This is a genomic window from Actinoallomurus sp. NBC_01490 (genome assembly GCF_036227085.1).
Taxonomy (GTDB): domain Bacteria; phylum Actinomycetota; class Actinomycetes; order Streptosporangiales; family Streptosporangiaceae; genus Actinoallomurus; species Actinoallomurus oryzae.
In genome coordinates, this window is record NZ_CP109433.1 from 6,157,406 (window position 1) to 6,175,102 (window position 17,697).

A 17,697-nucleotide genomic window follows, 5' to 3' on the forward strand; every position below is an offset into this window, starting at 1 on the left:
CGAGCCGGGCGGCCTGCTCCTGCTGTACGGCCCGTGCCCTGCCGCGCGGCGGGCGGGGGTTCCGGGCGGTGTCTGAGGCACCCCGTGGCGCGCGCCGCGGGGTGCCTGCTTCCCGTGTCCCCGCACACACCGTCGTCGGCCAGGTCTACACGACGGTCCAGCGGCTCGAACGGGACGGGCTGGTGGAATCCGACGACACCGAGGAGCCCGGCCCGCAGAAGAGCTTCCGGATCAGCGAGAAGGGCCGAACCGAGCTGGCCGCGTGGCTGAGCACGCCGCCCGCCGAGGAGGTCCCGCCGCGCGACGAGCTGGTGATCAAGGTCCTGGTCGCCCTGCGGGTGCCCGGTGTCGAGGTCGCCGGGATCCTGCAGGCGCACCGCAGGCACCTGGTCGAGACGATGCGCCGCTACACACGGCTGAAGGAGGAGGCCGCCGAGGACGACATCGGCCTGCTGCTGGTGGCCGACGCGGAGCTCTTCCGGCTGGAGGCGACCGTCCGCTGGCTGGACGCCGCCGAGGCGCGGCTCCGGCACCTGCCCGCCCCGGCCCCGGCCCCGGCCCCGGCGCCGGTTCCGGGCAGGCGGCGGGCGGGGGCGGCCCGATGACCCCGGTGCTCGAACTGCGCGAGGTGTCGAAGGTGTACGGGGCGGGCCCGGCGCAGGTGTGCGCCCTGACCGGCGTGAGCCTGTCGGTGCGGGCCGGTGAGATGGTCGCGGTCATGGGCCCCAGCGGCTCCGGCAAGTCCACCCTCCTCACCATCGCGGGCAGCCTCGAGCAGCCGACGTCCGGCACGGTGCTGGTCGAAGGCGACCCGCTCTCGGCGATGTCGCGCGGCGACCAGGCCCGGATGCGCCGCCGGCGCGTCGGTTACGTCTTCCAGGACTTCAACCTGCTTCCCGGGCTCACCGCCGAGGAGAACATCGCGCTGCCGCTGGAGCTGGACGGCACCCGGGCCAAGGCCGCGGCGGCCTCGGCGCGACGCGCACTGGAGCAGGTGGGCCTGGCCGACCAGGCGGGCCGCTACCCCGACGAGCTGTCCGGCGGGCAACGCCAGCGGGTCGCGATCGCCCGGTCGCTGGTCGGCGAACGCCGGCTGCTCCTGGCCGACGAGCCGACGGGCGCGCTGGACACGCACACGGGCGAGGCCGTCGTCCGGCTGCTGCGCGCGGCCTGCGGCGAAGGGGCCGCGACCGTGCTGGCCACCCACGACGCGCAGCTCGCGGCCTGGGCCGACCGGGTGGTGTTCGTCCGCGACGGCGTCGCCATCGACCATCCGGTCACCGTCCCGCTGGACGTGCCGATCGATCCGGCCCTGCCACCGCGGACCGACAACGGCAGGTCGGCGCGGATGACCGCGATCTTCTGCGTACCGCGCGGTGGCGCGTGCGCCGACATCCCGCTGTACGTGGCGTCGCCGGACCTGCTCCGCTTCCTCGGCGTCGATCCCGCGACGGTCGCACCGGCGGCGGACGTGCTCACCGCCCGGTCCGGCCGGCCCGTGTTCCCGGTCCGCGGCAAGGACGGCCGGTCCACGGACGTACCGGTGATCACCCGCATCCACGCGCCCGCCTACACGTCGCTGCCCACCTCGGTGATCACCGCGAGCGGCCTGGCCCGCCGGCACTGGACCCGCGCCCGGGCCGGGTGGCTCATCCAGTCCGGCAGCCGGCTCACCGCCGAGCAGATCGCCGGCGCGCGAAAGATCGCCGACGCCGCCGGGCTGACCGTCGAGGCCCGGAACGGCCACACCGCCGCCGTGAACGTCCGGGCCGGTGCCACCGCCATCGGCATGCTTCTCGCGCTCGCCGTCCTGGCCATGACGGTCGGGCTGATCCGCAGCGAGGCCGCCGCCGACCTGCGCACCCTGACCGCCGCCGGCGCCTCCCGCGGGATCCGGCGCACCCTCACCGCGACCACGGCGGGCGCGCTGGCGCTGCTCGGCGTCGCGCTGGGCGTGACGGGCGCGTGCCTGGGGCTGCTCGCCGTCTACCGGCACGACCTGGCGGTCTTCGGCCGGGTGCCGATCGGCTTCCCGCTGGGCATCGTGGCCGGCACTCCGCTGGCCGCCGCCGTGGCGGGCTGGCTCCTCGCCGGCCGGGAACCCCCGGCGATCGCCCGGCGCATGGGGGAGTGACCATGAGAGCGGCGAAGCCCGCGGCCGGTCACCGGCGGCCGCGGGCCTCGTCTCTCGCCGGTCAAGGGCAGGCCCGTGATCGCTAAGATCTTCCGGATGCACGAGGGGCGTGCACACGCGGATCACCACGGAGCGTCCGACCATGGAGGCACTGCGAGCCGGCGACCCGGCGGAGATCGGCGGCTACCGGCTGCTGGCCCGGCTGGGCGCCGGCGGGATGGGACAGGTCTACCTCGGGCTGTCCCCGGGCGGTCGCCACGTCGCACTCAAGGTGATCCGAACCGACTTCGACGGCCCCGAGGCGCTCGCGAGGTTCCGCCGCGAGGTGGCGACCGTCGGTGAGCTGCGCAGCCCCTTCACCGCCGCGCTCGTCGGCGCCGGGCTCGAGGCGCCCCCGTACTGGCTGGCCACCGAATATGTGCAGGGACCGACCCTGACCCAGGCCGTGGCGCGGCACGGGCCACTGCCCGCCGCGACCTGCCTGCGGCTGATGGCCGCGCTCGGCGAGGCCCTCGCCGACGTCCACGCGCGCGGGGTCCAGCACCGCGACCTCAAGCCGCACAACGTCATCCTGGCCCCCGACGGCCCGCGCCTGATCGACTTCGGCATCGCCCGCGGCGACGACCAGACCGCGATCACCCACACCGGCGCGGCGCCGGGCACGCCCGGCTATCTCGCGCCGGAGGTGATCCGCCGGCAGTGGATGAGCCCGGCCGCCGACGTGTTCGCGCTGGCCGGAACGGTCGCGTACGCGGCCACCGGGCGCCCGCCGTTCGGCGCGGGTGACGCGCACGCGGTGATCTACCGCAGCGTCCACGAACCCATCGACGTGGCCGGAACCGACCCGGCCCTGGCCGGGCTCATCGCACGGTGCGCGCAGAAGGATCCGGCCGCGCGGCCCGCTGCGGGGCAGGTACCGGCGCTGTGCGGCGTCCCGGGCGCGATCGCCGACGACCCGGCGTATCGGCGGCTGCTCGACCTGACCGAGGTCCCGCCGCCCGATCTTCCGACGGCGGTCGCGTACGGCCTGGTCCCGCCGGGCCATGACCGGGCGACCGGCGTGCTCACCCGGCCCGCCCCGGAGCCACGTTCCCGCCGGACCCTGCTCGGGGTGATCGGCGGCGGCGCGGCGGCGGCCGTCGTCGTCGCCGGGGTGCTGCTGTTCCAGTTCCTGCCGCGGAGCGGCGGCGCGGCCGGCTCCCCTTCGGCATCGGGCACGGCGCGGTCCGGCGGCGGCACGAACGCCGGCCGCTCGCCGGGCGCGACCGGCGGAGCCACCCGTCCCGCGGGCGCCGGGACGCCCACGGACGTCTTCTCCAAGGAGACCGACGCGGACTTCGCGGCGATGGCCTGGTCGCCCAAGGACGGGCGGTGCGCGCCCGCCGCGCGCACCGAGGCCTCCGCGCAGGCGCTGGGGGCGCAGTGGACGGCTCCTCGGGAGCCGGCCGCTCCACGCGGCAGCGCCGACGTCGGGTTCCGCGCGGCGGACGGGGCTCCGGACGCCTACTACGTCGCGGCCGAGATGCGTCCTCCGGTCGCGCTGCGCGGCAACCGGATCACCGGGATCGTCACGACGCGTCCGGTGGTGCTCAAGGGATCCGACTGGGCGACCCTGCACTACCCGCGTGATTTCACCCAGCCGAAGGACTGGGCCTACGACCTGCAGGCGGGCACGTGGACGGTGGTCTGGTACCACGTGCACCCGAACGGAGACGCCTACTACATCGGCTGCGACGGGTTCACGGTGTCCTGACCGTTCTCACCGTCCCGGTGGGCCGTCCGCCGGGACGGGCCCCAGACGGGTCCGGCCGCGCCGGGCGGTGGCCCGGCGCGGCCGGATGACGCCGTGGGGCGTCCTGGTCATCGGGGATCAGGCGTCGCGGATGGCCTCGGAGGCGGCGCGGCTGGCCGCGGCCAGGCCGACGTCGCGGCCCTGGGCCTCACGCGCGTGGTCCTCCCACCAGGCCTGCCCGCTCTCGGGGAGCAGGTGGATCGGGTCGTAGTACTCGTACCGGCGCTCCAGGGCCTCGGGGTCGTCGGCCTCCAGCGCGGTGCGGTAGTTCTTCGTCCAGTAGGAGATGCCGCGCTCGGTGTCGTAGTCGGCGACCTGGTGCACCCAGCGCTTGCCGACGTAGGGCACGTCGCACACGATGCGCGGGGTGGCGAAGCCGGGCAGGTATCCCATGATCCCGTGCTGCAGGCGCTGCGCCTCGGCGAGCGAGAGCCGCCAGTGCTCGCTGAAGGGGATCATGTCGCACAGGTAGAAGTAGTAGGGCAGCACGCCGTTGTCCTGCAGCGCGAAGCACAGATCCAGCAGCTGCTCGACGCTGGTGTTGACGCCGCGCAGCAGCACGCCCTGGTTGCGCACGTCGCGGACGCCGGCCTCGATCAGGGCCTGGGCCGCCTTGGCGACCAGCGGCGTCATCGACTGGGCCGCGTTGACGTGGGTGTGGATGGCGAGCTGGGCGCCGCGCTCGCGCGCCTTGGTGGCCAGGCGCTCGACACCGGCGCGTACGTCGTCCTGCAGCCAGTGCTGGGGCATGCCCATCAGGGCCTTGGTGGCCAGGCGGATGTCGCGGATGTTGTCGATGTCCAGCAGCCGGTCGACGAAGGTCTCCAGGCGCGCCCACGGCATGTTCGCGACGTCGCCGCCGGACACGACCACGTCACGGACCTGCGGGGTGCGGCTCAGGTAGGCCAGCATCTCCTCCAGCCGGTCGGGCTGCTTGAGGGCGAACTTGTGCTTGTCGATCTGCGGCGTGGAGTTGCCGACCAGGTCCATGCGGGTGCAGTGGCCGCAGTACTGGGGGCAGGTCGGCAGCAGCTCGGCCAGGACCTTGGTGGGGTAGCGGTGGGTCAGCCCCTCCACCGCCCACATCTCGGCCTCGTGCAGGGAGTCGCGGCTGGCGAACGGGTGCGAGGGCCAGTCGGTGCGCCGGTCGCTGAACACCGGGAGCATGTAGCGCCGCACCGGGTCGGCGTAGAACGCCTCGGTGCTGTCGACGTTCATGGTGTTGAGCATCTGCGGCGGCAGCAGCATCGACATGGTGGCCCGCTCGCGCTGGTCGCGTTCCAGGTCGGCGTAGAACTCCTCGCTCAGCAGGTCGCCCATGAGGCTCCGCAGCTGGCGGATGTTCTTGACGCAGTGCGACCGCTGCCACTGCGCGGACTCCCACTCCGCCGCGGTGACCTCGCGCCAGCCGGGGAAGCGGCGCCAGTCCGGCTCGATCAACTCATGACGCCGGTACGTGTACGGCTGGAGGCGGCCATCGAGGGTCACCACCGAGTCTTCGGCAAGAGCGGTCACGAGCTTCACCCCTAGTCTTTCGCGGAGATCGCGGATGATGTTCACTGTCTGCGGGACCATACGGGAAATTCTTTCTCTAAACTAGGTTCCCCCAGCAGATATTCCACTACACGCTACCTGAGGTGAGGGATGAACAGCTCTCCGGTCGGCCTGCACCGGGTCCTGGAGCCGCCCGGCGTACTGCCGCAGGCGGCCCGCCGTCTCGATCCCGATCCACGGATCGCCGAGGACGAGGTGCGCGTCCGCCTCGAACGCCTGAACCTGGACGCGGCCTCCTACCGGCAGCTGCACACCGCCCACGACGGCGATCCGGACGCCATCCGCGCCGAGGTCCTGCAGATCATCCGGACCCGCGGCAAGATGCACAACCCGGTCACCGGCTCGGGCGGCATGCTCATCGGCGTCGTCGACGAGGCCGGCCCGAAGTCCCCACTGGGCCTGGCCCCCGGCATGCGGATCGCCACCCTGGTCTCCCTCACCCTCACGCCGCTGCACATCACCGACGACCTGCGCCGCTGGGACGGCCGCGGCGAACAGGTCCCGGCCGAGGGCCACGCGATCCTGTTCGCCCGCTCGATCGCCGCCGAGCTCCCGGCCGACCTGCCGGCCGGCCTGAGCCTGGCCGTCATGGACGTCTGCGGCGCGCCCGCGCTGACCCACCGCGTCGTGGCCGCCCGTACCGCGCCGGTCGTCGCGGTGATCGGCGCCGCGGGCAAGAGCGGTTCCCTGGCCCTGGCCGCGGCACGCCGCGCCGGCGCCGCACGTACCATCGGAGTCGTCCCGTTCGAGGCGGAGGCGGCGCGGCTGCGCGCCGCGGGCCTGGCCGACGACGTCGTGATCGCCGACGCCCGCGACCCGATCGCGCTCGCGGACGCCGTCGGCGAACCGGGCGCCGACGTGACCGTGGTCTGCGTCGACGTGCCCGGCTGCGAGCACGGCGCGATCCTGGCCACCGCCGCGGGCGGCACGGTGGTCTTCTTCTCGATGGCCACCTCGTTCTCGGCCGCGGCGCTCGGCGCCGAAGGACTGGCCGCCGACGTGACCATGCTGATCGGAAACGGGTACGCCCCAGGGCACGCCCAGATGGCACTGGACCTGCTGCGCACCGAACCGGGCGTAGCGAAGATCTTCAAGGAGCGGGTGGAGGAGTGATGGGCAAACTGGACCTGGATCCGCAGGTGGTGGCCAAGGCGCGCCGGCTCGCCGAGCGCGCCGCCGAGCCGGTCATCGAGATGGCGCGGACGCACACGACCGTCTCGGTCGAACGCGCGCAGCTGCGCCTGGCCGGCCTGTCCGGCGCCGACTCCGACGGCCGCCCCTGGGTGAACCACCTCGTCGACGCCGTACGCGACCAGGTCGGCCTCGAGCACGGCGTCGCGCTGCCCGTCTGGGACGCCCTGCGCCGCGAGTCCTACGCCGACCTGTCCTCGCTGGCGCAGGCCGCCGCGCTGGGCGCGGTGACCTTCCGCCTGCCCTCCGGCGACGCCGCCGCCGCCGCGGCCTCGCACGCCCGCACCGCCGCGCGGGAGGGCCTCACGCGCATCGACCGCCGGCGCGCCGAACGCGACCAGATGCTCGCCGCGGTCGGCGACCCGCCCAAGCCGTGGGTGTACCTCATCGTCGCGACCGGCGACATCTATGAGGACATCCCGCAGGCGCAGGCCGCCGCACGCGAGGGCGCCGACGTCGTCGCGGTGATCCGCTCCACCGGCCAGTCGCTGCTGGACTTCGTGCCCGAGGGCGCCACCCGCGAGGGCTACGCCGGCACGTACGCCACCCAGGAGAACTTCCGGCTCATGCGCGCCGCCCTCGACGACGTGTCCAAGGAGCTGGGCCGGTACGTGCGGCTGACGAACTACGCCTCGGGCCTGTGCATGCCCGAGATCGCCACCCTCGCCGGCCTCGAACGCCTCGACATGATGCTCAACGACTGCATGTACGGCATCATCTTCCGCGACATCAACCCCCGGCGCACCTTCATCGACCAGCGGTTCTCCCGCCAGATCCACGCCCGCGCCGGCATCGTGATCAACACCGGCGAGGACAACTACCTCACCACCGCCGACGCGGTCGACGCCGCGCACACGGTCGTGGTCAGCCAGCTGCTGAACGAACGCTTCGGCCGCGAGGCGGGCCTGGCCGACTCCCAGCTCGGCCTCGGCCACGCCTTCGAGATCAACCCGGCCCTGCCGGACTCCTTCCGGCTGGAGCTGGCCCACGCCCAGCTCGTCCGCGAGCTGTTCCCGGACGCGCCGCTGAAGTACATGCCGCCGACCAAGCACATGACCGGGAACGTGTTCGCCGGCTACCTGCTGGACGCCTTCTTCAACCTGGCCGGGGTGATGACCGAACAGTCGATCATCTTGATCGGGATGATGACCGAGGGCATCCACACCCCCTGGCTGTCCGACCGCGACCTGGCCCTGGAGAACGTCCGGTACGTCCGCGACGCCTGCGGCGCCCTGGCCGAGGACTTCGTGCCCCGGCCCGACGGCTTCGTCGTCCAGCGCGCCAAGCAGGTGCTGTCGGAGTCGGTCGACCTGCTGGAGCGCATCTGCGACGACACGCTCCTGACGGCGATCGCCGAGGGCACCTTCGGAGTGACCCGCCGGCCCGCCGACGGCGGCAAGGGCCTGGACGGCGTGGTCGAGCGCGCCGACGGCTACGTGGGCCCGGCCCTGGACATCCTCGAGACCGAAGACCCCCACGCCGGCCGCACGGCCCCGACACCCGCAGGGAGTGTGAAGCGGTGATCCAGCGCGAGACCACGACCGACGTCCCGGAGGCGACCGACCTCCCGTCCATCATCCGCCCCTACGGCGACACCACCGGCGACGCGATGGTGCAGCTGTCCTTCACCCTGCCGGTGCCGGCCGGCAAGCGCGCCGAGCTCGCCGCCCTGGCCCTGGCCCGGCAGATGGGCCTGGACCCGGCCAGCGTCGTCCACGCCAAGGCGATGGGGCCCCACTTCACGTTCTTCATCGTCTACGGCAAGGTCAACCACCTGATCGACTACGCCGGCATCGAGGTGCCCGAGGGGCGGGAGTACCCGCTGCTGCCGGCCAAGGAGGTCGATCTGGCCATCCGCACCGTGCTCAAGCGCCGCCTCGTCGTGGTCGGCGCCTGCATCGGCACCGACGCCCACACCGTCGGCATCGACGCGATCCTCAACGTCAAGGGGTTCGCCGGTGAGAAGGGCCTGGAGTACCACCGCGAGATCCAGGTGGTGAACATGGGCGCCCAGGTGACCGTGGAGGAGCTCCTCGAGCGCGCCAAGGCCGAGGACGCCGACGCCGTGCTCGTCTCCCAGGTCGTGACCCAGAAGAACGCCCACATCCACAACACCAAGCAGATGGCCGCGGCCTTCCACGCCGCCTACCCGACCGCCGTCGGGCCGGGCATGGGACGCCCGCTGCTCATCGCCGGCGGGCCGCGCTTCGACACCGTCACCGAGGCCGAGCTCGGCGTCGACCGCATCTTCGGCAAGGGCACCACCCCCGCCGAGGTCGCCTCGTACCTGGTGCACGCCCTGCTGCCCACCTGGACCCCGCAGGAGGACTCGTGAGTGAGGACACGCGCACTGGCGTGAGCGACACGCGTACCGGCGTGAGCGTCACGCACCGGCGCTACGTTCCGTACGGCCACGCGCACTACGGCGGCAGCCTGGTGGACGGCGCGTACGTCCTGGGCCTGTTCGGCGACGTCGCGACCGAGGTGTGCATCCGCACCGACGGCGACGAGGGACTGTTCGCCGGCTATGAGGACGTGGCGTTCCGCGCCCCCGTACGGGCCGGTGACGTGCTGGAGGCGACCGCGACCGTCACCCGCGTGGGGCGCCGCAGCCGCACCCTGGCGCTGGAGGCGCGGGTGGTGTGCCGCGCACGCCCGGACAAGGGCGAGTCGGCCGCGGAGGTGCTGGCCGAACCGCTGGTGGTCGTCACGGCGACCGGAACGGTCGTGGTCCCCGGCACCTCCTGACGGTGCGTGGCGCCGGCGGCCAGGGTTGACATCGCTTCGGATACCGATAAGTTGCCTAGGCGTCCACCACAGGGCCTACCGGCCGGCCGGCCGGGGCGACGCGGCACCTGCGCCGTGACGGGGGAAGGGCAGCGCCGCGGTGCGGCGCCAACCGTCGAAAGCCAGACGCAGGCCATCCGCGCGCCCGGGCCGGGAGCACCCCGGACCGGCGCCGGTGAGACTCGGTAAGAGCCTGGGCACCCATCAGACAACGGACCGACGCGCTCGCCGCCGACGAGACGGGTCCGGTTCGAAGGGACCGCCCGGGCTCTCTTCCGTTCCGAAGCCCGTACGGAGTGCCGCAGCGGCGGTGCGGACGGCCGCGGCGCACCTCCCCATTCGTCCCAGCGGCCCGTGGACGATACCGTTCCGCAAGAACGAACGATGCGGACGAGGAGCGTTGGTGGCGCAGGACATGCTCGCCGAGGAGACCCCCGGCGTCGCCGATGAGTCCCGTCGGCGTCGATTCCCCACCCGACTGCGGCGCCCGGCGCTGGCGGTCCTGGCCGGGCTGCTGCTGGCCGCGGCGTTCCCCCCGGTCGGCTGGTGGCCGCTCGCGCCGGTCTCGGCCGCGATGCTGGCCCTCACCCTGCGCGGCCGCCGCCTTCGCGCCGCGACCGGCCTGGGCATGCTGTACGGGCTGGCGTTCTGCTTCCCGCTGTTCGAGGGGCTGCGCCCGGTCGGGATGGACGCCTGGCTGGCCCTGAGCGTCTTCGAGGCGCTCTACTTCGCGCTGCTGGGCACCGGCATCGCCCTGGCGACCCGGCTGCCCGGCTGGCCGCTGTGGACCGCCGCGCTGTGGATCACCGAGGAGTTCGTCCGCGGCCGGGTGCCGTTCGGCGGCTTTCCCTGGGGGCGCCTGGCCTTCAGCCAGACCGCCTCGCCCTACACCGGGTACGCCCCGATCGGCGGCGCGCCGCTGATCAGTTTCGTGATCGCGCTCACCGGCGGGCTCCTGGCCGCCTCGGCGCTGGCGCTGTGGCGGCGGCGCACCTCCTCCGCGGACTCGGCCCCGGGCGTGCGGGGTGTGGCGCTCATGCTCGCCGGGGTGCTGGTGCTCGGCGTGGCCGGGGTGTTCGTGCCGCGGCCCTCGGGCGGCCGGCCGGTGACGGTCGCGGTGGTCCAGGGCAACGTCCCGCGGGCCGGCCTGGACTTCCTCGGCCAGCGCGAGGCCGTCCTGGACAACCACGCCCGCGAGACCCACAAGCTGGCCCAGGAGGTACGCCAGGGCAGGCTGCCCCGGCCCGACATCGTGATCTGGCCGGAGAACTCCAGCGACCTGGACCCGTACCGGGACCCCCAGGCGCGCCAGGTGATCGACGCGGCCGTCCGCGACGTCGGCGTGCCGGTGCTGGTCGGCGCGGTGATCGACCACGGCGACGGCGAGCACGTGGAGAACCGCGGCATCGTGTGGGACCCCAAGACCGGCCCCGGCGCCTACTACGTCAAGCGGCACCCGCTGCCGTTCGGGGAGTACATCCCGATCTTCCGCGGCTTCCTGCGCAAGGTCATCACCCGCTTCGACATGGTCGGGGAGTTCGTCAAGGGCCGCTCGGCCGGCAACCTCCGCCTCGGGCCGGTGCGGATCGGCGACGTGATCTGCTTCGAGGTCGCCTACGACGGCCTCGTACGCGACGTGGCGAGCAACCCGCTGCTGGTCGTGCAGACCAACAACGCGACGTTCGGGCACACCAGCCTGCCGCCGCAGCAGTTCGCGATGTCACGCCTGCGGGCGGTCGAGCACGGCCGCACCATGCTCGTGGCCTCGACGAGCGGCATCAGCGGCATCATCACCCCCGACGGGCGCGTGCTGGATCATTCGCAGGAATTCACACCGGCTGTGCAGGTCGAGCGCGTACCCCTGCGCTCGTCGCGTACGCTTTCCGATCATCTCGGCGCTACCCCCGAATGGGCGCTGGCGCTGCTTGGGTTCGCGGCGGCGGCGGTCGCCGCCTGGAGGACACGGACGAGCAGGGGGACCTAGCGGGTGGAGACCACGGAGGGCGTCGGACGGGTTCTGGTGATCATCCCGACGTATCAGGAGCGCGAGAACGTCGAGAGCATCGTCGGACGGGTCCGCGCGTCCGTGCCGCAGGCCGAGGTGCTCGTGGCCGATGACGCGAGCCCCGACGGCACCGGGGAGATCGCCGATCGCCTCGCGGCCGAGGACGACCATGTGCACGTGCTGCACCGTAAGGGCAAGGAAGGCCTGGGTGCCGCGTACGTCGCGGGGTTCCGGTGGGGCCTCGAACGCGGCTTCGACGTGCTGGTCGAGATGGACGCGGACGGCTCGCACCAGCCCGAGGAGCTGCCCCGGCTGCTCAGCGCGCTGGAGGACAACGACCTGGTGATCGGGTCGCGGTGGGTTCGCGGCGGCCGGGTGGAGAACTGGCCGAAGAAGCGCGAGGCGCTCTCGCGCGGCGCCAACACCTACTCGCGGGTGCTGCTGGGCTTCCACGTCCACGACTCGACCGGCGGCTTCCGCGCCTACCGCGCCACGACGCTGAGCAAGATCGGCATCGACGACGTGACGTCGCAGGGCTACTGCTTCCAGGTGGACCTGACGCTGCGCACCGTACGCGCGGGGCTGAAGGTCGCCGAGGTGCCGATCACGTTCGTCGAGCGCACCCACGGCGCGAGCAAGATGAGCCGCGACATCATGGTCGAGGCGTTCGTCAAGCTCACCCGGTGGGGCGTTGAGGGCCGCCTGGGCCGCCTGGCGGGACGCCGCCCGTCCTGAGAGAGCGCGCGGTGGCCGGGACCGGCGCCGTATTTCCCGCGGCCAGGCACGACCTTACTACGTAAAGGCGGGCGCCGGTGATCGTCACACGCGACGAGTCTCAGGCGCCCTGCTCGTCGGCGAGCCGCCGCAGGTAGGCGGCGAAGCGCTCCCGGTCGGCCCGGTCCCAGCCGGAGGTGAGCTCGGCGAAGGTCCGGCGCTGCCATCGCCGCGAGCCCTCCAGCAGCGCCCGGCCGTCGGCGGTCAGGCGCAGCGACGCGCGCCGGCGGTCACGCTCGGAGGCCGCGCGTACGAGGTAGCCCGCGGCGACCGCGTCGCGGGCCATGCGGCTGGCGCCGGAGTGGTCCAGGCCCAGCCGGTGCGCGATCGTGCCCACGTCGGCCTCGGCCGCGCCCTCGACCGCCTCGACGGTGAGGATGTGCTGGACGTGGCGCGCCTGCCCGGTCAGCTCCTCGGCGGCCAGGCCGCTCCAGCGGCGTGACCAGAACCGCACCAGCCGGAACAGCGCCGGCCCGCCGTCATCGGCCTCATCGGGACGCATGGACGCCATCCTATACGTGCGAATCGCATGTATATTCGTATGCGATTCGCATACATTCGAGGGAGTGACGCCATGCCCGTCGTGCTGAACCACCTGATCGTGCCCGCGAGCGACCGGCGCGCCTCGGCCGCGTTCCTGGCGGACCTGCTGGGCCTGCCGGCCCCCGCGCCGGACGCGGACGCCGGGCCCTTCTCGCCGGTACGGATCAACGGCGACCTGACCTTCGACTTCGATGACCGGCGCGGGGCCACGCCGGGCCATTACGCGTTCCTCGTCGACGACGCCACCTTCGACGGCGTGCTGGCGCGCCTGCGGCGGGCGCCGGGGATCGCGTTCGGCTCCGGGCCGGCGAACGGCTGGGACCGGCAGGTGAACCATCTCGGCGGGGGACGGGGCGTCTATGTCCGCGACCCTGACGGTCACAGCTACGAACTGTTCACCGCGGTCCCGTGACAGTGGCGCCCGATGTGCGGCCGGGCGCGCGAACCATGCGCCGGGCGCGTCACAATGGAGGCATGCTGCGCGCGACGCTGGTCATCGCCTTCCTGGCGGTTCCGGTCCTGGAGATCTATGTGATCCTCCAGGTCGGTCACGCCATCGGCGGATGGCCCACGGTGGCTTTGCTGATCTTGGAGAGCCTGCTGGGCGCGTGGATCATACGCCGCGAAGGGCGGCGGGCCTGGCGCGCGCTGACCGAGTCGTTCCGGCAGGGCGGGCTGCCCGACCGTGAACTGGCCGACGCCGCGCTGGTGCTCGTCGGCGGCGTCCTGCTGCTGACGCCCGGCTTCCTCACCGACGTCGCGGGCCTGGTGTTCGTCCTGCCGTTCACCCGGCCGCTCGTCCGCCGGGCGCTGTCGGCGTACGTCGGGCGCCGCGTCCGCGTCGCGCAGAGCCACGCAGCGGCCTCCTTCGGGGGTTTCGGCGACATGCCCCGGCCCCGGAGCGAGCCGGGCCCGCAGAGCGGCTCTGCGGGCGGCACGGGCACCGGCCACCGCGTCGTACGGGGCGAAGTGATCGAGGACGACCCGCCTGAGCCGCGCTGAGCGCTCGCCCGTCCGGTGACGGCACCCGTCGTTGCGCGCCGCCACCACCGGCCGCCATCGAGAACGGTCCGTGTGATCAGAGCCTGACGGCCTACGGGGGGCTGATGGCGGTGAGCATGCGGAGGAGTTTCCAGGGCCGAGGGCCCCAGGCGGTGAGCTTTCCGCCAAGAAGCGGTTTCCCTAGCGCGCGTCGGCCGATGAACACCAGCATCAGCGCGGCGGGGTCGGCGGACAGATGGGCGTCAACGTTGCGTGCGTCCCCCGCCTCGATCGTCAACGACCCGCGGTCGAAGACCATCAGCGTGCGTCGGCCTCCACGCAGGCGCAGGTCGAAGCGGGCTCGGAAGGACCCCGCCTTGTCCTGGTTCACCATGGCGGTGGGCGGCAGAGCCGCGATGAGCGGAAGTACGGCGCCCTCGATGGCGAGCAGAGCGTGGTGGCGCCGGATCGGCCACGGGCGCCCGGCGGCCGTGGCGATGTCATGGCCGTGGATCAGGCATTCCTCGAGCAGGTGGCACGCCACCGCCGACGGCGGCAGGTGGGTGCCTTGCAGCCAATCGACGGTGGCCGCTCGCGAACGCGACGCGATGGCGTCGAACTCGTCCGCCAGCGTGCCGATGTGATCGGCGAGTACCGATGGGGCCCGTTCGCCGTCCAGGGCCAGCATCGCGGCGTTGGCCTCGGCCATTCCCGCCGTTGTCACCGTCGCCTCGGGGACCGGTGCTCCGGCGAGGGCGTCGGTGTCCATGCGGAGAACATGGGTCAGGTGAGCCGCGACATCGCCCACCGTCCAGGTGCCGACCGCGACGGAGCCGGTGTCGGGGACGCTCCGCACGAGTGTGACGAGGCGGGGAACCACCTCCCGCAACGCCGCACGTGCCTGGGCCATGGTGTCGGGTGCGCCGCCGTGCGTCGCGGCCACCGTGTCGGCACCCTCCCGGGCGCCGGCGTCTGGGCCTCGCCCGAGGTGGGGGGTGTCGGTCATCGATTCACTCCTGTGGCGTGAGCGCTTGTGCCGGTGGCCGTCCCACGGCCCGGGCCGGCCGGCGACGGGCCCCGGCCAGGGCGACGCGGCCGGACTCCTCCCGCAGGGCGCCGATCACCTCGCGATCCACCGGCGACCGGGTCGGGTCGCCGTGCTGCGGCGTCGGCCTTGATCGCCTACCGGGCGATGTGCTGGATGTTCTCAGTGAAGCTTGAGAATGTAAAGTGGTCGGCATGAGTCGGAGCTACGGCCAGTACTGCGGTCTCGCCCGGGCACTCGATGTCGTCGGCGACCGGTGGAATCTGCTCATCGTCCGCCAGCTCCTCATCGGTCCCGCCCGCTACCGCGAGCTGCTCGACGGGCTCGGCGGCGTGGCCACCAACCTGCTCGCCGACCGTCTTCGCGACCTTGAGACCGCCGGGGTGGTCGAGCGGCGGTTGGCAGAGGAGGGCAACGCCATCGTGTACGCGCTCACCCCATGGGGCGCGGAGCTGCGGGAGCCGGTCGAGGGCCTCATCCGCTGGTCCACGCCGCTCATGGCGCGCGGGTCGGGCGGCGACCGCTTCCAGGCCGAATGGCTCGTCGTCGGCCTCCGGGCCCTGCTCGCCGGCAGGGCCGCACTCCAGGCGCCGACGGTGGGGATCGCGGTCGACGGCCGGCTGCTCCAGGTGCGGTCGACGCGCTCGGGTGTGGAGGTGGCCCTGCATGATGGGCGCGATCTCGATGTCGTCGTGCGCGCTGACGCCCCGATCGTTCTCGGGCTGGCAGCGGGTGCGCTCACCCTCGACGACGTCCATGGGCTCGTCGACATCGACGGCGATGAAGCCGCCGTACGAGCCCTGTTCGGCCCCTGAGGCGCCCCCGTCGCAGGCTCCACGCTCCGCTGACCTCTCGCCGGGCCTCGCCGTCACGCTCGGCACCGAACGGCGACGGGCCGCGCCGCCGAGGGGTCTGGCGGCACGGCCCGTCAACGATTCTTCGGGTCAGGCGGTCTTCCTGCGTTGGGCCCGCAGCACGGCCAGGCGCTCGGCGAGGACCTCTTCCAGATCTTCGATCGAGCGGCGTTCCATGAGCATGTCCCAGTGGGTGCGCGGGGGTTTGCCCTTCTTGGACTGTGGCATCTCCCCGTCGACCATCAGGGCCGTGGCGCCGCAGCTCCGGCACTCCCAGGTCATCGGCACCTCGGCCTCGGCGGCCAGGATGACGGTGAACCGGTGGCCCTTCGGGCAGTCGTACATGACCTCCTGACGGGGCGCCAGGTCGGTGTTTCGGTCGTTCTCGTAGCTTGTGGCTCCGAGTCGGGTGCCGCGAAGTGCGCGCTCGGCCATCGTGACGTGCCTCCCAGACGGCTTGCGTTCTCGTTAGTGGAGCAACGCTGGATACCGTCACAAGATTCCCGCCTCAGCGCCGGTCCAACCCTGCGGTTTTCACGCGTCCGCGCCGGCGATCGAAGATCGTCCGGAGCCGGCGCGGCGGTGCCGGCCGGGGCGCCCGGCCGCCGGGGTCCTGCGGTGGCTCAGACGCGGCGGGGGAGGGGGTTGCCGGCCTCGCGGACGCCGCGGGGGACGTCCACGGTGATCAGCAGCGCGAACCCGACGACGAAGAAGATCACGAGGGAGACGATCGCGCTGCGGTAGCTGTCGGTCAGCTGCAGGGCGAACGCGAACACCAGCGGCCCGATCCAGCTCGTGCCCTTGTCGCTGATCTCATAGAACCCGAAGTACTCCGCGGTGCGCTCACGCGGCACCAGGTGGGAGAACAGCGACCGTGACAGGGCCTGCGTGCCGCCCATGACCACGCCGATCACGGCGGCCAGGACGATGAACTGCGCGATCGAGCCGCGTCGCAGCGTGTAGCTGGCCAGCACGACGACCGTCCAGGCGACGAGCGAGGTCAGCACGACGCGGCGGGTGCCGTACCGGTCGGCGAGCCGGCCGAGCAGCAGCGCCCCGCCGAACGCCACGAACTGCACCAGCAGCACCGCGCCGATCACGACCGACTGGCCCAGGTCGAGTTCTTCGGTCGCGTACGTCGCCGCGAGCGTGATCACGGTCTGCACGCCGTCGTTGTAGATCAGGAACGCCAGCAGGAACAGCAGCGTGACCGGCCGGTTGCGCAGGTCCTTGAGGGTGAGGCCGAGCTGGGCGAACCCGGCCCGTACGGCGCCGAACGCGGTCTCGCCCGTACGGGCCCGGTGCCGGTCGCGCAGGCGGCGCAGCGGGATGAGCGTGAAGGCGGCCCACCACACGCCGGCCGAGGCGAGGCTGATCCGTACCGCCATGGCCTGCGACAGCCCGAAGGAGTCGTGCAGCAGGTACAGCACGAGGTTGAGGGCGAGCAGCAGCCCGCCGCCGAGGTAGCCGATGCCCCAGCCGCGGGAGGAGACCGCGTCGCGTTCGTCGGGGTCGGCGATGTCGGGCAGGAAGGCGTTGTAGGCGACGTCGGCGCAGCCCAGGGAGATGTTGGCGAGGATGAACAGGGCCGCGGCGAGCAGGTAGCGGCCGCCGGAGGCGAAGAACAGCCCGATCGTGGCGAACGAGCCGAGGTAGGCGAACAGGGCGAGGGTGCGGCGTTTGCGGCCGGTGTGGTCGATGACGGCGCCGGTGACGGGCAGCAGCACGACCTGGGCGATCACCGAGACGGTGACGGCGAAGGGGAAGACGGCCTTGGCGCGGACGTCCAGGCCCAGCGGGTGGACCCAGCCGTGCGCGTCCGCGGCGGCGCGGGCGATCGTGCTCAGGTACGGGCCGAGGAAGACGGTCACGACCGTGGTGGAGAAGGCGGAGTTGGCCCAGTCGTAGAAGTACCAGCCGCGCTGCTCGCGGCGGCGGCTGCCCGGGGCCGCCGCGGCGGGCGCCGTCTCGCTGCGCCCGGTCGTGGGCCCGGTCGTGGGCCCGGCTTCGCCGGAGGGGGTGATCATGGGGGCCGTT

18 protein-coding genes are annotated in these 17,697 nt (G+C 72.9%); 12 read left to right on the plus strand and 6 right to left on the minus strand.

Annotation, left to right across the window (positions count from 1 at the left end):
- Positions 1 to 101: 101 nt before the first annotated feature.
- The 3 genes from OG417_RS28710 to OG417_RS28720 all read left to right on the plus strand — a co-directional run bounded on the left by OG417_RS28710 (position 102) and on the right by OG417_RS28720 (position 3,887).
- On the plus strand, positions 102 to 605 hold the full coding sequence (locus OG417_RS28710) for a PadR family transcriptional regulator (RefSeq protein WP_329234892.1): 504 nt from the start codon (positions 102 to 104) through the stop codon (positions 603 to 605).
- Positions 602 to 2,134, plus strand: coding sequence for an ABC transporter ATP-binding protein (locus tag OG417_RS28715; RefSeq protein WP_329234895.1), 1,533 nt, complete (start codon positions 602 to 604; stop codon positions 2,132 to 2,134). The genes OG417_RS28710 and OG417_RS28715 overlap by 4 nt, the downstream gene beginning before the upstream one ends.
- A 142-nt stretch (positions 2,135 to 2,276) precedes the next feature.
- On the plus strand, positions 2,277 to 3,887 hold the full coding sequence (locus tag OG417_RS28720; protein ID WP_329234897.1) for a serine/threonine-protein kinase: 1,611 nt from the start codon (positions 2,277 to 2,279) through the stop codon (positions 3,885 to 3,887).
- A 117-nt stretch (positions 3,888 to 4,004) separates the two neighbouring features.
- Here the strand turns inward: OG417_RS28720 and OG417_RS28725 are convergent, their stop codons facing one another.
- Complete coding sequence (locus OG417_RS28725; protein ID WP_329234900.1) at positions 4,005 to 5,441, minus strand: KamA family radical SAM protein; 1,437 nt, start codon at positions 5,439 to 5,441, stop codon at positions 4,005 to 4,007.
- Positions 5,442 to 5,570: 129 nt separating this feature from the next.
- Between OG417_RS28725 and OG417_RS28730 the strand changes: the two genes are divergently transcribed.
- The 6 genes from OG417_RS28730 to OG417_RS28755 all read left to right on the plus strand — a co-directional run bounded on the left by OG417_RS28730 (position 5,571) and on the right by OG417_RS28755 (position 12,198).
- Positions 5,571 to 6,593 (plus strand): L-erythro-3,5-diaminohexanoate dehydrogenase, encoded by a 1,023-nt coding sequence (locus tag OG417_RS28730; protein WP_329234903.1) that lies wholly within the window; start codon positions 5,571 to 5,573, stop codon positions 6,591 to 6,593.
- Complete coding sequence (locus tag OG417_RS28735; RefSeq protein ID WP_329234906.1) at positions 6,593 to 8,194, plus strand: lysine 5,6-aminomutase subunit alpha; 1,602 nt, start codon at positions 6,593 to 6,595, stop codon at positions 8,192 to 8,194. The genes OG417_RS28730 and OG417_RS28735 overlap by 1 nt, the downstream gene beginning before the upstream one ends.
- Positions 8,191 to 9,006: an OAM dimerization domain-containing protein gene (locus tag OG417_RS28740; protein ID WP_329234909.1), complete on the plus strand. Its 816-nt coding sequence runs from the start codon at positions 8,191 to 8,193 to the stop codon at positions 9,004 to 9,006. The genes OG417_RS28735 and OG417_RS28740 overlap by 4 nt, the downstream gene beginning before the upstream one ends.
- On the plus strand, positions 9,003 to 9,419 hold the full coding sequence (locus OG417_RS28745) for a hotdog domain-containing protein (RefSeq protein ID WP_329234912.1): 417 nt from the start codon (positions 9,003 to 9,005) through the stop codon (positions 9,417 to 9,419). The genes OG417_RS28740 and OG417_RS28745 overlap by 4 nt, the downstream gene beginning before the upstream one ends.
- A gap of 442 nt (positions 9,420 to 9,861) precedes the next feature.
- Positions 9,862 to 11,442, plus strand: coding sequence for an apolipoprotein N-acyltransferase (lnt, locus tag OG417_RS28750; RefSeq protein WP_329234915.1), 1,581 nt, complete (start codon positions 9,862 to 9,864; stop codon positions 11,440 to 11,442).
- Positions 11,443 to 11,445: 3 nt separating this feature from the next.
- A complete protein-coding gene (locus tag OG417_RS28755) occupies positions 11,446 to 12,198 on the plus strand; it encodes a polyprenol monophosphomannose synthase (RefSeq protein WP_329234918.1) in 753 nt (250 codons plus the stop codon).
- Positions 12,199 to 12,298: 100 nt separating this feature from the next.
- On the opposite strand, the gene OG417_RS28760 is transcribed toward OG417_RS28755, so the two are convergent.
- Positions 12,299 to 12,739 (minus strand): MarR family winged helix-turn-helix transcriptional regulator, encoded by a 441-nt coding sequence (locus OG417_RS28760; RefSeq protein ID WP_329234921.1) that lies wholly within the window; start codon positions 12,737 to 12,739, stop codon positions 12,299 to 12,301.
- A gap of 72 nt (positions 12,740 to 12,811) precedes the next feature.
- Between OG417_RS28760 and OG417_RS28765 the strand changes: the two genes are divergently transcribed.
- A complete protein-coding gene (locus OG417_RS28765; RefSeq protein WP_329234924.1) occupies positions 12,812 to 13,192 on the plus strand; it encodes a VOC family protein in 381 nt (126 codons plus the stop codon).
- A 62-nt stretch (positions 13,193 to 13,254) separates the two neighbouring features.
- On the plus strand, positions 13,255 to 13,782 hold the full coding sequence (locus tag OG417_RS28770; protein WP_329234927.1) for an FxsA family protein: 528 nt from the start codon (positions 13,255 to 13,257) through the stop codon (positions 13,780 to 13,782).
- A gap of 91 nt (positions 13,783 to 13,873) precedes the next feature.
- On the opposite strand, the gene OG417_RS28775 is transcribed toward OG417_RS28770, so the two are convergent.
- Positions 13,874 to 14,767, minus strand: coding sequence for a maleylpyruvate isomerase N-terminal domain-containing protein (locus OG417_RS28775; protein ID WP_329234930.1), 894 nt, complete (start codon positions 14,765 to 14,767; stop codon positions 13,874 to 13,876).
- A gap of 4 nt (positions 14,768 to 14,771) precedes the next feature.
- On the minus strand, positions 14,772 to 14,897 hold the full coding sequence (locus OG417_RS28780) for a hypothetical protein (protein WP_329234933.1): 126 nt from the start codon (positions 14,895 to 14,897) through the stop codon (positions 14,772 to 14,774).
- A 103-nt stretch (positions 14,898 to 15,000) separates the two neighbouring features.
- Here OG417_RS28780 and OG417_RS28785 point away from each other — a divergent pair, with 103 nt between their 5' ends.
- Positions 15,001 to 15,621 carry a winged helix-turn-helix transcriptional regulator gene (locus OG417_RS28785; protein WP_329234936.1) on the plus strand — a complete coding sequence of 207 codons (621 nt, stop codon included), beginning with the start codon at positions 15,001 to 15,003 and terminating at the stop codon, positions 15,619 to 15,621.
- 129 nt (positions 15,622 to 15,750) lie between these two features.
- Here the strand turns inward: OG417_RS28785 and OG417_RS28790 are convergent, their stop codons facing one another.
- Both OG417_RS28790 and OG417_RS28795 read right to left on the minus strand, forming a co-directional pair.
- Positions 15,751 to 16,095, minus strand: a complete 345-nt coding sequence (locus OG417_RS28790) for an RNA polymerase-binding protein RbpA (RefSeq protein ID WP_141963948.1) — start codon at positions 16,093 to 16,095, stop codon at positions 15,751 to 15,753.
- Positions 16,096 to 16,283: 188 nt separating this feature from the next.
- Positions 16,284 to 17,687 carry an MFS transporter gene (locus OG417_RS28795; protein WP_329234939.1) on the minus strand — a complete coding sequence of 468 codons (1,404 nt, stop codon included), beginning with the start codon at positions 17,685 to 17,687 and terminating at the stop codon, positions 16,284 to 16,286.
- Positions 17,688 to 17,697 lie beyond the last annotated feature (10 nt).

Excerpts from the sequence above, each read along its gene's own strand:
- OG417_RS28715 (WP_329234895.1), top strand. The coding sequence starts at position 602 with ATGACCCCGGTGCTCGAACTGCGCGAGGTGTCGAAGGTGTACGGGGCG.
- OG417_RS28720 (WP_329234897.1), top strand. The coding sequence starts at position 2,277 with ATGGAGGCACTGCGAGCCGGCGACCCGGCGGAGATCGGCGGCTACCGG.
- OG417_RS28730 (WP_329234903.1), top strand. The coding sequence starts at position 5,571 with ATGAACAGCTCTCCGGTCGGCCTGCACCGGGTCCTGGAGCCGCCCGGC.
- OG417_RS28735 (WP_329234906.1), top strand. The coding sequence starts at position 6,593 with ATGGGCAAACTGGACCTGGATCCGCAGGTGGTGGCCAAGGCGCGCCGG.
- OG417_RS28760 (WP_329234921.1), bottom strand. The coding sequence starts at position 12,739 with ATGCGTCCCGATGAGGCCGATGACGGCGGGCCGGCGCTGTTCCGGCTG.
- OG417_RS28765 (WP_329234924.1), top strand. The coding sequence starts at position 12,812 with ATGCCCGTCGTGCTGAACCACCTGATCGTGCCCGCGAGCGACCGGCGC.
- OG417_RS28770 (WP_329234927.1), top strand. The coding sequence starts at position 13,255 with ATGCTGCGCGCGACGCTGGTCATCGCCTTCCTGGCGGTTCCGGTCCTG.
- OG417_RS28775 (WP_329234930.1), bottom strand. The coding sequence starts at position 14,767 with ATGACCGACACCCCCCACCTCGGGCGAGGCCCAGACGCCGGCGCCCGG.
- OG417_RS28785 (WP_329234936.1), top strand. The coding sequence starts at position 15,001 with ATGAGTCGGAGCTACGGCCAGTACTGCGGTCTCGCCCGGGCACTCGAT.
- OG417_RS28790 (WP_141963948.1), bottom strand. The coding sequence starts at position 16,095 with ATGGCCGAGCGCGCACTTCGCGGCACCCGACTCGGAGCCACAAGCTAC.
- OG417_RS28795 (WP_329234939.1), bottom strand. The coding sequence starts at position 17,687 with ATGATCACCCCCTCCGGCGAAGCCGGGCCCACGACCGGGCCCACGACC.